The organism is Algibacter sp. TI.3.09 (genome assembly GCF_038154905.1).
Lineage (GTDB): Bacteria > Bacteroidota > Bacteroidia > Flavobacteriales > Flavobacteriaceae > Algibacter.
Genome location: NZ_JBAKAN010000006.1, coordinates 69,486 through 84,069 on the forward strand (window position 1 = coordinate 69,486; position 14,584 = coordinate 84,069).

A 14,584-nucleotide genomic window follows, 5' to 3' on the forward strand; every position below is an offset into this window, starting at 1 on the left:
TTTTTTTAGAATGTTAAGTTTACACTCATACCAAACTGTCTTGTAGGAGCTGTTTGGTTTTGGTCACCTACACCAACTGCATTACCAGTGGTAAAGTTAAATTCAGGATCTGTAGTAACATTTGAGGCTGGTCTCCAAGTCACTAAATTTCTTCCAAAAAGTCCGATAGATAAATCATCAACACCAATAGCTTTTAATGCATCTCCATCGAAAGTATAAGATAATAACACTTCTCTAAGTTTTAATGTCGTTGCATCAGAAACATAGTTTTCTTTGATTTCACTGTATGAATCCCAGAAAGCGTTACCTCCTCCACTTGTTAATCTATTGTCGTTAGCTACAAAACCACCATTACCATCAGAGTAAGAAGAGTTAGGGAAAACGAAAGGTTGTCTGCCTGCAGTAGCACTGTGTTGAGATAAACCTGTAAATTCAATAGCATCTACAATAGCGTTGTAAAATACGTGACCAGTTCTATAATCTGTAACCGCATATAGGTTCCAGTTTTTATAGCTAATGTTAGTGTTAAGACCTAAGATGTAATCTGGAGTTGTTTTACCTTGAATTTGGTTAGTAGGATCTTGAAGTGGATCTCCATCATCACCAACAATAATTCTTCCTTGATCATCTTTTAGGTAAGAAGTTGTGCTTAATTGTGGGTAAGGTTCTCCTACTCTAGCAACAACTTGAGCAGCATCAAAACCACCAAGACTTAATTCGTCAACACCATCAGCTAAAGAAATAACTTCAGATTTAATTGCTGTCCAAGTTAAACCAACATCCCATTTAAAGTTATCAGACTTTAAAACGACTCCGTTCAAGTCTACTTCTATACCTAAGTTTTCAATTTCTCCTACATTAACTACCGCTCTAGATGCACCAGATGCAAAAGATATATCAGCATTTACGATTTGATCAGTAGAGTTTGTTTTATATCCTGTTATGTTAGCAGTAAGTCTGTTTTTGAAAAAACCAGTTTCTAAACCTACTTCTAAAGAAGTTGTAAATTCAGGGTTTAAAGCAGGACTTGGTACTGTACTAGATTGAGATAAACCAACTGTTGTTCCATAAGGGAAGCCTGTTGGAGCAAAGAAGGTACCTTGAGTTGCATATAGTCCTGGATCGTTACCAGTTTTTGTTAAGTTAACACTTGCTTTTAAGTAGCTTAAGCCGCTGTCAGATGTAATATCGAAAGCATCTGTTGCAGCAAATGATAAACCAACACCATAGTAAAAGAAAGAGTTACCATCTTTAGGTAATGTTGAAGACCAGTCATTTCTACCTGTAGCAGATAAGAATAAGTAATCTTTATAGCCTAAGGTTAAATCACCATAAACACTCACTCTTCTATAGTTACGTGTTCTTTGGTTTCCTTCACCTGTATCAGGGAAATCGCCGGCTAAAATGTTACCTGTTATTGTTGAGATGTTGTAAAAATCAGGGATAATTAAGTCGTTTCCTGCAACTGCTATAGCGTTATCATCTTCGATTCTTGTATTTTGTCCAGTAGTAAATTGAACATTGAAATCTTCAGAAATATCTTTGTTGAATTTTAATAAGAAATCGGTATTTAATCTAGAAGACGAAAACATTGCGTCTGCAGTACGAGCACCATATTCGTCTATTCTAGAATATACGTTTGCTAATTCGAATGCGTATGTGAATGCGCCATATTCTTGTTTAGTAGTAGTAGCAGATCCAGTATAACCAACATTTAAAGATGCTGTTAACCAATCTGTAATTTCGTAATCAGCGAATGCTAAAACGTTAAATTCATTAGTATCGCTTTTTTCTCTTTGAGTATCTACAATGAAGTAAGGGTTTTCATAAAATGCGAAATAAGAAGTTTCATTTCTAGTAAATTCTCCTGTTCTCCAGTTTTTTAACTCCTGAATAGGTATGTGTAATGGTGTGTTAATAATGTTCCAGTATAATGGTCTATCTTGACGTCCACCTGCACCAACAACATTTGAATGAGATCTAAAGAAAGATAAGTTACCACCAACACTTAATTTGTTGTATTTTTTACTTCCTTTTAATCTAAAGTTTGTTCTATTGTAGGCGTCGTTAGGGACAATGCCTTCAGTGTTTGTTTGATCTAAAGACATTAAAAATGTTCCGTTATCGTCACCACCACTTACAGTTACACCATGTCTTACTGTGCTACCTTGTTTAAAGAAATCTTTATGATTATCTTCAATTGCTGTGTAAGGTACTTGCCAAACATCACCATTATCTAAAGTTTCACTAGCGTCTACTAAACGACCATCAAAACGAGGCCCCCAAGCAACATTTTCTAAAGGAAATAATGTTCCATCAGGAAATCCACCAACACCAAATTCATTTTGGAATTCAGGTAAGTAAGCAGCATTCTCTACTTGGTAAGATCCGTTGTAAGTAACTTTTAATTTCCCTTTACCACTTTTAGTAGTTACTAAAACAACACCATTTGTTGCTTCAGAACCATAAAGTGCAGCTGCATTTGCTCCTTTAAGAACACTTACATTTTCGATATCGTTAGGGTTAATACGGTCTAAAACACCTCTGTCTGATGGGAAACCATCAATAACAACAAGTGCTTCGTTGTTCCCTAATAAAGATCTATTACCCCTTAATACAATTCTAGTACTTGGGTTAACACCATTATTAGTTGTGTTAATTTGTAAACCTGCAACTTTACCAACCATTGCAGTTGTTACATTAACAGCTTTAGTTTTAGTAATGTCTTCATTTTTTAAAGTTGATACAGAGTAGGAAAGCTCTTTTGCATTTCTTTTAATCCCTAATGCTGTAATAACAACTTCATCTAAAGCAGCGGCATCTTCTGCCATTGAAACGTTAATTGTATTGGACGATCCAACAGCAATTTCTTTCGATGCATATCCAACAAAGCTAAAAATCAAAGTAGAACCTTGATCTGCTTTGATTGCATATTTTCCATCGAAATCTGTTGAAGTACCTGTTGAAGTACCTTTAACTAAGACTGTAGCTCCGGGCAACGGTAAACCAGAATCATCTGATACTGTTCCTGAAATTGTCTTTTCTTGTGCAAACGTTAGTTGCACAACAAACGCTAGTAATAGCGTTAGCATTCCACTAAACTTTGTTTTCATTTTATAATTATTTGAATTAGTCAATGTCAAAAATCATAATAAAAAGTTAATAAAACAATAAATAATGGTTAAAATTTGCTTTTTAGATGTCAATTTTACTGAAAATTGTGGTGTTTGTTAGGAAATTGTAGTTAGATTTAATGAAATGATAAAAATATACATGCTAAATTTAGTATTCTGTAATTTGTTTAATGTGAAGATTAAAAGATATTAATAGGAGTTTCTTCAAAACGCAGTCTTTGCGTAAGATTTTAACTATATAACAGCTGATGTTATGGTGGTTAGCTATCAGTTTTTATTGAAAAGTTTTAATTAGCGAAATTTTATTCATGTTTGATTTGATAAGAATTGCCTATTTATAAAATAGTTGGGTAACTTTTGAAAAGGTATTAATTTTGAAAAGTCGATCACAAAAAAAAGAGACTATCTTGTCAGATAATCTCTTTTTAATATTTTGCAATTTAATTGTACTATTTTATTTCGGCTTCACCAAATTCAATATTAATTTCAGTTAGGCTTGTTCCTCCGTTCGTTGAAACAACATCTCCTATTTTTATCATACCGTACTCCGTAACATCACGTGTAATTTTGTAGATATATAAATCGCCATTTGTAGCATCGGTAACTTCTGTTTCTTTTGTTCCGGTGTCATAGAGTCTTTGGGCTATTAGTAAATCTTTTTCTGCAAAAAGTTTGTCTATAGTATTAAAGTATTCACTTTCACCAGATAAATCTCCAACTTTTACAAAATCTATATCAGTTGTTCCCTCTGTTTCAAAACCAGTAGGGCTCTTAAATTTAATTTCAGCTTCATCGGTATTAGAGTCTGTGTAAAAAGTAGCAGTTCCTAAATTAAGTTTGTTTTTTGTAAGATCTGAACTTAGAGTCACCTTATTGCTGCTTTCAAAAGTTTGGCTAACTATTGGTATGTAAGTTTCAAATGAGTCTGTTAATGTGCCGCTAGTAGCAATAAATCTATAGTAAAGCGTGTCTTTTACAGTTAGATTGTATCCGTATGATGCATCTGTGAAATTAGAAAAAATAATTTCATCACCATTAACATTTAAAGCTGATCCAAGTGGAGTAGTAGGAGCATATATTCCTTCTTTTCCTTTTTTCCACTCTAAAGATATATTATCTATAATTGCAGATTTTGTAGATGCTTTAAATATTAAAGTATCTTCCACTGTGGTGTTATAAATAATTGCGTCTAACCCTTTTTCTAGAGAAAGTGCTTTAGTTATTTTTACAGTAAAGTCTTTTGAATAAGGATTTCCATTAGAAAGTGTAGAAATTGTATTGGCTTCAACACTGCTAATTTTTTCTTTCGATTCATCTTGACTTGTTTCAGGATCATCTACTTTAAAACGGTTTAGTGTCCCAAATAATGAAGAGTTAAAGGTAGCTGTGTCTCCGGAAAGAGAAGCATTAACTGTAGTTGTTCCTATTGCTACTTCCATATCGGTTACAGTTACATCATCTGCAGTAATAATCGAAAATTCCATAGTATGATTTTCGTCTAAATTACTTATGCTAGACGTGTTTAATACTATGTTAGCGCCTAAATCTGCGTAGTCAATTTCTCCTTCGTCTTCGTTACAAGAAATTAGTACACATATAGGTAAAATAAAAAATATTTTAAGTTTTTTCATAATTTATATTTTTATGACTGTTTTAATTAAAGTTTATCAAAAAATAGTTTTGTTTCTAATTCATCTCCACCAATACTTGTACTAGCGGTGTTTAAATTAGCTCCGTTTAAAGAAAGTTCAACCGTTGGATATGTAAATCTGTAAGGGGGTTGATCGTTATTTGTTTCTGCATCAGCAGGTGCTATTAATACAGGGAAATCTAGACGTCTCCATTCAGTCCAAGATTCAAAACCTCTATTGTATAGGGCTAACCATTTTTGAGTTCCAATTTTCTGTTTATAATTACCTGTAGCACTAATGTATGCTACACTTCCTTGACCTAAGTAAGTATCAACTTCTGCATCAGTTCCTCCCCAATATTTAATAGAGGCAGCGATTGCGTTATTGTAATTTGTTTCTGCAGTTCCTGTAATAAAGCCTCTTTCAATAGCTTCTGCTAATAAAAATTCAACTTCAAAATAAGTCATTAATGGAGCTTCCAATGTTGGATCTTTTCCGATTTTGTCAGACACGTGGGAGTATTGACTGAATGAGTTTAATTCTCCAGAAATACCACCTTTATAAACACCGTTATATAATGTGAAATAATCATCTCTGCGAGGATCGTTTAATGTAGTCATCATATCTACAATAGTATTTGTAGGAACATAATCATCACGACCAGATAATACTAATGCTGCATAAACAGGGTTTGTGTATGGTGCGGCAGTTTCAAAAGCTATTTTCATGTCATCATCAGCAGAAGTGAAAACACCTGCAGTAACTGCAGAGCTAACAACTGTTTCTGCTTTTGCAGGATCTGAATCGGCTATTAACATACCCATTTGAAGTTTCAATGAGTTCGCGAATTTTAACCATTTTTCAATATCTCCGTTGTATACAATATCTTCTGATGCTGAAAAACCAACTTCATCAGTTATGAATTTAGAGATTACATTTGTATCTAATCTTTCTAATAAATCATTGAAAACAGTTTCTTGATTATCAAAAACAGGATTTAAAATATCGATGTCTAATGCTTCTGTATATGGAATGTCTCCGAATGAAGTGACTAAAACGTAATAAGTATAAATCTCATAAAGTTCTATAGTTGCTATTTTATTTGTTTGCACATCTGGAAGACCTGAAACTAAACTTTTAGATTCTTTAAAGTTTTTTAAAACATCACGATATAAAGTTTCCCAATGAAACTCATCAATATTCCTTGTTTTTAAATCATAATTTGCTTCATCAGTATATGTAGTTTCTGTCCAGTTTTGAACAATGAGACGGAAAATATTCTCATTTACACTCGTTTCAGTCATTTGATTAAATAACTTATACTGTGCGCTTGTAAAAAGAGATGCATCTGTTGTTACTGCAAAATCTTTTTTGTTTACGTTAAGCTCTTCTAAATCTTTAGTACAAGAAAGTGCAACTAAAGCTAAAAGTGCTATTATTATATTTTTTTTCATTTTTCTATGTATTAAAATTGAAGTTTAACATTAAGTGCATAATTCTTCGTAGTAGGTAATGATCCAGATGAAAGACCTTGGATGTTACCAGCACCAAAACCTGTTTCAGGATCTGCATCAGGTATATTTTTATGGATAATCCATAAGTTAGAACCTACAAGAGTTACAGATAGATTATCTAATGATAACTTAGATGTAATATCTTTCGGGAAATTATAAGATAAACTAGCTTCACGTAATTTAACAAAAGAAGCATCGTAAACAAACTCACTTAAAGGAAGTGTTTGGTAACCTGTACTACCAAAACCACTAGCATCTAATCTTGTAGTATTTGGTGTTCCATCTGCTAATACACCTTCGTAGATAAATCCACCACCATTAGCTAATGTGTTTCTTACAGGGTTGCCTAAATCATTAATAAAGTCTGAACTAGCTAAAACTCCTGTAGCTTGCCCGTAACGTTGATCTAAAGAGAACATATCTCCACCATGTCTAACATCTATAAAGAAACTAAATGTTAAGTTTTTATAAGAAAGTGTGTTTCTTATACCTCCTAACCAATCAGGATTACCATTACCAATAATTTGATCTGAAGCGGTAGCTAATGGTACACCATCTGCATCTATTACTTTTTGACCATTTTCATTGTACGTATAATCGCTTCCTTTTAAAGCTCCGTAAGATTCACCTATTCTTGCTACAACCTGAGCGTTAAAAGAACCTAATAATAATTCGTCTAATCCTTCAGCTAAAGACACAACAGTGTTTTCGTTCTTAGACCAGTTTACATTAACTTTCCATTTAAAATTGTCAGTTATATCAAATTCAGTAAAAGCAGATAGTTCAATACCTTTGTTTTCTAATTCTCCAGCGTTTATAATCTTACTTAAGTAACCCGTAGTTTCACTTACTGAAACTGGTACAATTTGATCCGTTGTATTTGTTTTATAATAAGCAATATCAAAACCAAGATTTGCTTTTTCTAAAAACTTCATTTCTAAGCCTATTTCATAAGATCTTGAAATTTCTGGTTTTAAATCTGGGTTTTTCTTTGAATTACTTACGGCAGCAGCAGCATTTCCTTGGAAAGATGTTAAACTTGTGTAAGTGTCATTAATTTGATCAAAACCTGTAGCGTTTCCAATTTGTGCCCAGTTAGCTCTTAATTTACCGAACTTGATTGCTGGTACATCTATGTTTTGAGAAAATATATAAGATCCAGAAACTGCAGGGTAGTAGTATGAGTTGTTAGCAGCAGGTAGTGTAGATGTTTTATCTCTACGCAAAGTACCTTCTATAAATAAGAAGTTTTTGTAACCAAGGGTTGCTCCAGCATAAAAACTTTGAACTTCTATTGTTTCATCTCTTTCTTTAGGGTTAGGTAATGCATCAGTTGAATTTTGAAGTGAATATACACCAGGTACTTTAAGTCCACCGTTTGTAGCGGCAGTAACCATGTTTAACGTGTTATTTCTAATGTTTCCACCTAAAAATGCGCTAAAATCTAAATCATCAGTAATGTCTTTAGAGTAGTTTAATATCACATCTAAATTAGTTTCTCTAGAATTAATGTTTCTTCTTAAGTATCCTGAAGTTTGATCATTTCTGTTATAACTACCATCGCTTCCTTCATTGATACCAAAAGCAGTAGGCACAGATCCAACAGCTCTTCGTTCTTCTTGTATTTCACTATATTGATCTACAGATGCTTTTCCTGTTATGCTAAGGTCTTCTATAATATCATATTTTAATTGAGCATATCCGGTAAATCTATTTCTACCATCACTTTGGTAGTTTTCATAACGTGTCCAATATGGATTATCCCAATATATAGGTGTTAAGTCTGTAGGAGATTTTGGGTTCCATGTAATATTTTCACCTGTTTGAAAATAAGCATCTCTTTGTCTTTGGTAATCAACATTATTTTGTCCCCATTGGCGCATAAAACCAACGATATTATCATTGTATCCTGTTGAGTTTCTACCTACAGTTTCAGTATTGATGTATGTAGCATATCCCGTTGCTTCAAGTTTGTCAGTTAATTGAGCAGTTGTAGCTAAAGAGAATGTGTTTTTGTTTTGCGAGCTATTAGGAAGTAATCCACTAGCGTCATAATTAGAGTATGATAGTCTAAATGATCCGGCATCAAACCTTTTAGATACAGAAACTGAATTTGTAAAAGACGTAGGAGTTTGAAAGAAGGTTAATGGTCCGTTCTTAGCAGCTTCCCAAGGTCTTGGAACTCCATAGGTCTCTGTTAATTGAGGGTATAATGCATCCCATTGCGTTAAATATAAACTAGAGTCAAATTTAGGTCCAAAAGAAGCATCATCGTTTACGTTAGCGTAGTTATCAATAATTCCATCTCCATTAAAGTCTGATGATTCGAAATTATAATCGTTTCCGCCATAGCCAGCTCCATAACCAGTCTGGAATTCAGGAAAAGTACTTCTATCTATACTTCCGGTACTAACATTAGAAGATATGGTTACAGAGTAATCTTTAGTATTAGACCCTTTACCTTTTTTAGTATTAATAACTATAACACCATTTGATGCTCTAGATCCGTACAGTGCTGTTGCAGCAGAACCTTTTAAAACATTCATAGATTCGATGTCGTCAGGGTTTAAATCAGAAACGGGGTTACCATAATCGTAACCAGTAGCTCCTTGAGATTGAGTTCCTGTGTTTGTATTTCTATTAGAAATAGGTACACCATCAATAACAAATAAAGCCTGGTTTGATCCTGTTAGCGAAGTTTGACCTCTAATAACAACGTTGGTTGAACCACCAAGGTTATTAGTTCTTTGTATAGAAAGACCAGCAACCTTACCAGAAAGTTGATTAAGAACATTGGCTTCTTTTACAGTAGAGATTTCTTCGTTTCCAATTTCCTGAGTTGCATACCCTAAAGATTTTTTACTTCTTTTAATACCTAATGCGGTTACAACAACTTCATCTAAAGTTGCCGCATCTTCGTCCATTATTACGTTAATAATTTTAGATGCTCCAACAGTTATTTCTGTTTTAGTATATCCAACAAAACTAAAAACAAGGGTTGCTCCTTGGTTAGCCGTTATTGAATAATTACCATCGAAATCACTTGAAGTTCCTGAAGAAGTTCCTTTTACTAAGACAGTAGCTCCGGGTAAGGGTAAACCTGCGTTGTCTGAGATTACTCCCGAAATTGTCTTTTCTTGTGCAAATGTTAGATGCACAACAAACGCTAGTAATAGCGTTAGCATTCCACTAAGCTTTGTTTTCATTTTATGATTATTTGAATTAATTAACGTCAAAAATGACTACAATATGTAGGAAAAACAATAAAAAATAGTTAAAATCTAGTATTTAGGTAACAGTTTTGTGTATAAATCAAAATAAGACTAAAAAATTGTAGTTAAACTTAAGTGAATCTTAGAATTTGATAGTTTAAATTTCTGATTCTGCAATTTGCCATTTGCGTAGTTGAATTTAAAAATACCAGCTTTAGTCAAAATTCCGAATCCGAACCCGTATCCAAACAGTTTTTCTTTAGTTTTTAAAATTTTATTTTCAAAATAAGCGGCATCCGTTATAGAGTGAATATAAATGGAATTGCTAATTTGATATCTGTATTCTGTGTTGAATAGACCGTATAGAGATGCATAAAGGCTGTTTTCTTCAAAACCTCTTATAGAGTTTATGCCGCCAAACCTAGAGAGTTCATTTTCTAGATAATCGTCTGAAGATAGAAAAGAACCGTTTATACGAGTGTAAATACTATTATTCGGATTTAAATTGAATATTTTTGAGGCATCAAAATATAGTTGAGTTTGTTTTCTTGATGAATTAGTTTGCTCTCGGTTCCCAAAATTTGTTTCGAAATATAAATTGCTATTTATAGGGAAGAGTAAATTATACGATTGTGGTTTTAAATACTCGTAAGCTATAGTATAATAAGATGTTTTGTAATCTGTGATGCTCGATGTGTTCTCTGTAGACAGTAAATTGTTAGATTCTAAATTTGTTATGCCCGTATATATTTTATGCTTAGAGTTTATTTGATAATGTAGTTTTATAGATTGATCTATGGTTGTAAAAGAAGAATCGCGCTTAAAAATCTGTAATTCAAAATCTAAACCAATAGGTGTTTTAAATATATAAGGTAGTGTAGCGGTGATGTTAAATGTTTTTTGGTCATTTTCATCACTTTTATAAAGTAACCGAAACGATTCACCAAAGTTTAAGTTATTCGTTAGGTTTAAATTTAAGTAACCATCAAACTCAATGTTGTTAGTTTCTTCATTAGTGCCGAAACCTAGAAAGCCATCAAAATTATTGCTTTGCGATTTTTCTAGATATAGATAAAGTGATGTTGAATCTTTCGAGAACAAAACTTCTGGGGATTTTATTTGGCTAGCAAAACGTAAATCATTGAGTTGTTCTGTTTTGTTTTTTATTGTTGTAAGATCAAAAGCTTGGTTTTTCTTTATTTTTAAATAGTGCTTTAAATAGGAACGAGGGAACTTTTCGTAACCTTTAATAATTATTTCGTTAACTAATCGTTTTTCTTTTGGAGAGTCAATGTTTAAATTGGCTTTCAAATAAGTTTCATTTTCGATTGAAATGTTGTCGAGATGTAATTTTGAGAAGGGAAAGCCATCTTCTGTTATTTTCGCATTGATAAATTTTAGCGCATTTTCTGTTTGTTCAAAAGGTAATTCAAAGTAGTTGTCAAAAACTTTAGTTGAAATTTGATTTAAGATGTTTTTGTCAATTAATTGATTGTTGTAATAGACGTGAACTGTTTTGTATTTTGTTCTTAAATTTATCGTAGTAGAAAACAGAGAGTCGTTTGTTTTTGAAACTTCAGAAGTTTCATGTTCAATGTATCCTTTCTTAAAAAGACTGTTTTGAATAAATTCAACTTCCGATTTAATCGAAAAAAAATCTTTATGTGTTTTTAAATAGTTTAGTGAATCTATAATTTTTGTTTCGGTCTCATTACTTCCGTTTATTTCTAAAACTAAAGTTTGACAAAATACTTCCGTAGAAAAAAATAAATATATTAATATAAAGATAAAAAGTGTTTTTTGCAAAATGTAGTTTCTATTTAAAATCTTATTTTTAGTGGGATTTCGTGTTAGTTTAACTTTTTAATTCTGAGCGTTTTTAGAATTTTTCATTCGATTTTCTATTTTGTATGTAGCGTTCTATTCTTTATGTAAATCTAACGGAAAAAGTGTAAAATTAATATCCAGAAGCATTCTTTTTTCTAAAACTCTTAAAAATTAACGAATTACGATTTGAATAATTAATTTTAATTACTACATTTGCACCCCTCTAAGAAGAGGATTAACAAAAATTATATAGAAATATATGCCAACAATTTCACAATTAGTACGAAAAGGAAGAGCCAAAATAACCAAGAAGAGTAAATCGGCTGCTTTAAATTCGTGTCCACAAAGACGTGGTGTGTGTACTCGTGTTTACACAACGACACCTAAAAAACCTAACTCAGCAATGCGTAAGGTAGCAAGGGTTCGTTTAACAAACGGTAACGAGGTTAATGCATACATCGGTGGTGAAGGACACAATTTACAAGAGCACTCGATAGTATTGGTTAGAGGTGGAAGGGTAAAAGATTTGCCAGGAGTTAGATATCACATCGTTCGTGGTGCCTTAGACACAGCAGGTGTTGCAGGTAGAACACAACGTAGATCTAAGTATGGTGCAAAACGCCCTAAGAAGTAATTAAAACTTTAAGAAGAAGACATGAGAAAAAGAGCAGCGAAAAAAAGACCGCTTTTACCAGACCCTAAATTTAACGACCAGTTAGTAACTCGTTTCGTTAATATGATGATGTGGGATGGAAAAAAGTCGGTAGCTTTTAAAGTATTTTACGATGCAATTGCAATTGTAGAAGAAAAGAAAACAGACGAAGAAAAAACAGCTTTAGAAATCTGGAAAGATGCCTTATCTAACGTTATGCCTCACGTAGAAGTACGTAGTCGTCGTGTTGGGGGAGCAACATTCCAAATTCCAATGCAAATTCGTCCAGACCGTAAAGTATCTACGGCAATGAAATGGTTAATTAGCTATTCAAGAAAAAGAAACGAAAAATCTATGGCTTTACGTTTGGCTTCAGAGGTTTTAGCAGCAGCTAAAGAAGAAGGGTCAGCAGTTAAGAAAAGAGTAGATACTCACAAAATGGCAGAGGCAAACAAAGCATTCTCTCACTTTAGATTCTAAGACATGGCAAGAGATTTAAGATTAACAAGAAATATAGGTATTGCTGCACACATTGATGCAGGAAAAACTACAACTACAGAACGTATACTTTATTATACAGGAGTTTCTCATAAAATTGGTGAAGTACATGATGGTGCTGCAACAATGGACTGGATGGAGCAAGAGCAAGAACGTGGTATCACAATTACGTCTGCAGCTACAACTTGTGAGTGGAAATTTCCAATAGAAAATGGTGAGCCAACTGCAGATGCAATGGATTACCACTTCAATATTATTGATACTCCTGGTCACGTGGATTTTACTGTAGAGGTAAATAGATCTTTACGTGTATTAGATGGTTTAGTATTTTTATTTAGTGCAGTTGATGGTGTAGAACCACAATCTGAAACTAACTGGAGACTTGCAGACAACTATAAAGTGCCAAGAATTGGTTTCGTTAATAAAATGGACCGTCAAGGATCTGACTTTTTAGGTGTTTGTCAACAAGTAAAAGATATGTTAAAATCTAACGCGGTGCCAATCGTTTTAAACATTGGTGACGAAGATGATTTTAAAGGTATTATCGATTTAGTAAAAAACCGTGCTATTGTATGGCATGATGAAACTCAAGGAGCAACTTTTGATGTTATTGAGATTCCTGAAGATTTAAAAGAAGAAGCTCGTAAATACCGTGCACTACTTATTGAAGAAGTAGCTGGTTATGATGAGAACTTATTAGAGAAATTCATGGAAGATGAAGATTCTATTACAGAAGACGAAGTGCATGCTGCACTTAGAGCTGCTGTTATGGATATGGCTATCATTCCAATGATTTGTGGTTCTGCTTTCAAAAATAAAGGTGTACAATTCTTATTAGATGCTGTATGTCGTTATTTACCTTCTCCTATGGATAAAGAAGGTATTGTAGGTATGAATCCTGATACAGAGAAAGAAGAATTACGTAAGCCAAGTGTAGACGAGCCTTTCGCTGCATTAGCATTTAAAATTGCTACCGATCCTTTTGTAGGTCGTTTAGCATTCTTTAGAGCATATTCTGGTCGTTTAGATGCAGGTTCTTATGTGTTAAATAACCGTTCTGGTAAAAAAGAACGTATTTCACGTATCTACCAAATGCATGCTAACAAGCAAAATGCAATTGACTTTATTGAAGCTGGAGATATTGGAGCTGCTGTTGGATTTAAATCTATCAAAACAGGAGATACACTTTCGGATCAAGCGCATCCAATTGTTTTAGAATCTATGGATTTCCCTGATCCCGTAATTGGTATCGCAGTGGAACCTAAAACTAAGGCTGATGTTGATAAATTAGGTATGGGCTTAGCTAAATTAGCTGAAGAAGATCCTACATTTACTGTACGTTCAGACGAAGCTTCAGGACAGACTATTATTTCTGGAATGGGTGAGTTACACTTAGATGTAATTGTAGATCGTTTACGTCGTGAGTTTAAAGTTGAAGTAAACCAAGGTCAACCACAAGTTGAATATAAAGAAGCTATTACTGCTTCTGCAGATCATAGAGAAGTTTATAAGAAACAATCTGGTGGTCGTGGTAAATTTGCTGATATTGTATTTACGGTAGAACCAGCTGATGAAGGCGTAGTAGGTCTTCAATTTGAATCTGTAATTAAAGGTGGTAACGTTCCTAAGGAATTTATACCTTCAATTGAAAAAGGATTCAAAATGGCAATGGTTAACGGACCTTTAGCAGGTTACGAAATAGATGCTATGAAAGTAACATTGAAAGATGGATCTTACCACGATGTGGATTCGGATCAACTTTCTTTCGAATTAGCAGCTAAATTAGGATTTAAAAACTGTGCTAAGGCTGCAAAAGCTGTAATCATGGAACCAATCATGAAACTTGAGGTTATTACTCCTGAAGAAAACATGGGTGACATTGTTGGAGATTTAAACAGAAGACGTGGTCAAATGAGTGATATGGGTGATAGAGCTGGTGCAAAAACTGTAAAAGCTACTGTTCCATTATCAGAAATGTTTGGTTATGTTACTACTTTAAGAACATTATCTTCTGGTAGAGCAACGTCAACAATGGAATTTTCACACTATGCTGAAACACCTTCTAACATATCTGAAGAAGTGATTAAGGCAGCTAAAGGAGAACAATCTTAAAAAG

Annotated in this window: 8 protein-coding genes; 3 read left to right on the forward strand and 5 right to left on the reverse strand. The window is 33.4% G+C overall.

Features of this window, described 5'->3' with window-relative positions; all coding sequences use genetic code 11:
- Positions 1-5 precede the first annotated feature (5 nt).
- The 5 genes from V6246_RS16055 to V6246_RS16075 all read right to left on the reverse strand — a co-directional run bounded on the left by V6246_RS16055 (position 6) and on the right by V6246_RS16075 (position 11,297).
- Positions 6-3,113, reverse strand: a complete 3,108-nt coding sequence (locus tag V6246_RS16055) for a SusC/RagA family TonB-linked outer membrane protein (RefSeq protein WP_341561497.1) — start codon at positions 3,111-3,113, stop codon at positions 6-8.
- 470 nt (positions 3,114-3,583) lie between these two features.
- The gene (locus tag V6246_RS16060; protein WP_341561498.1) at positions 3,584-4,765 is read right to left on the reverse strand and encodes a hypothetical protein; all 1,182 of its coding nucleotides are present in this window, start codon (positions 4,763-4,765) and stop codon (positions 3,584-3,586) included.
- Positions 4,766-4,791: 26 nt separating this feature from the next.
- Positions 4,792-6,219 (reverse strand): SusD/RagB family nutrient-binding outer membrane lipoprotein, encoded by a 1,428-nt coding sequence (locus V6246_RS16065; protein WP_341561500.1) that lies wholly within the window; start codon positions 6,217-6,219, stop codon positions 4,792-4,794.
- An 11-nt stretch (positions 6,220-6,230) separates the two neighbouring features.
- Entirely contained in the window at positions 6,231-9,485 is a 3,255-nt protein-coding gene (locus V6246_RS16070) for a SusC/RagA family TonB-linked outer membrane protein (protein ID WP_341561501.1), read from the reverse strand.
- A 117-nt stretch (positions 9,486-9,602) separates the two neighbouring features.
- A complete protein-coding gene (locus tag V6246_RS16075; protein ID WP_341561503.1) occupies positions 9,603-11,297 on the reverse strand; it encodes a POTRA domain-containing protein in 1,695 nt (564 codons plus the stop codon).
- 280 nt (positions 11,298-11,577) lie between these two features.
- Between V6246_RS16075 and rpsL the strand changes: the two genes are divergently transcribed.
- The 3 genes from rpsL to fusA are packed head-to-tail and all read left to right on the forward strand — an operon-like array spanning position 11,578 to position 14,580.
- Positions 11,578-11,952 (forward strand): 30S ribosomal protein S12, encoded by a 375-nt coding sequence (gene rpsL / locus V6246_RS16080; RefSeq protein ID WP_042499114.1) that lies wholly within the window; start codon positions 11,578-11,580, stop codon positions 11,950-11,952.
- Between the two features lie 21 nt (positions 11,953-11,973).
- Complete coding sequence (gene rpsG / locus V6246_RS16085) at positions 11,974-12,450, forward strand: 30S ribosomal protein S7 (protein WP_042499115.1); 477 nt, start codon at positions 11,974-11,976, stop codon at positions 12,448-12,450.
- Between the two features lie 3 nt (positions 12,451-12,453).
- Positions 12,454-14,580: an elongation factor G gene (gene fusA, locus V6246_RS16090; RefSeq protein WP_341561507.1), complete on the forward strand. Its 2,127-nt coding sequence runs from the start codon at positions 12,454-12,456 to the stop codon at positions 14,578-14,580.
- The last annotated feature ends 4 nt before the right edge of the window (positions 14,581-14,584 follow it).

What these genes read in the sequence shown, in the direction of transcription:
- V6246_RS16055 (WP_341561497.1), bottom strand. Translation starts at nt 3,113, where the DNA reads ATGAAAACAAAGTTTAGTGGAATGCTAACGCTATTACTAGCGTTTGTT.
- V6246_RS16060 (WP_341561498.1), bottom strand. Translation starts at nt 4,765, where the DNA reads ATGAAAAAACTTAAAATATTTTTTATTTTACCTATATGTGTACTAATT.
- V6246_RS16065 (WP_341561500.1), bottom strand. Translation starts at nt 6,219, where the DNA reads ATGAAAAAAAATATAATAATAGCACTTTTAGCTTTAGTTGCACTTTCT.
- V6246_RS16070 (WP_341561501.1), bottom strand. Translation starts at nt 9,485, where the DNA reads ATGAAAACAAAGCTTAGTGGAATGCTAACGCTATTACTAGCGTTTGTT.
- rpsL (WP_042499114.1), top strand. Translation starts at nt 11,578, where the DNA reads ATGCCAACAATTTCACAATTAGTACGAAAAGGAAGAGCCAAAATAACC.
- rpsG (WP_042499115.1), top strand. Translation starts at nt 11,974, where the DNA reads ATGAGAAAAAGAGCAGCGAAAAAAAGACCGCTTTTACCAGACCCTAAA.
- fusA (WP_341561507.1), top strand. Translation starts at nt 12,454, where the DNA reads ATGGCAAGAGATTTAAGATTAACAAGAAATATAGGTATTGCTGCACAC.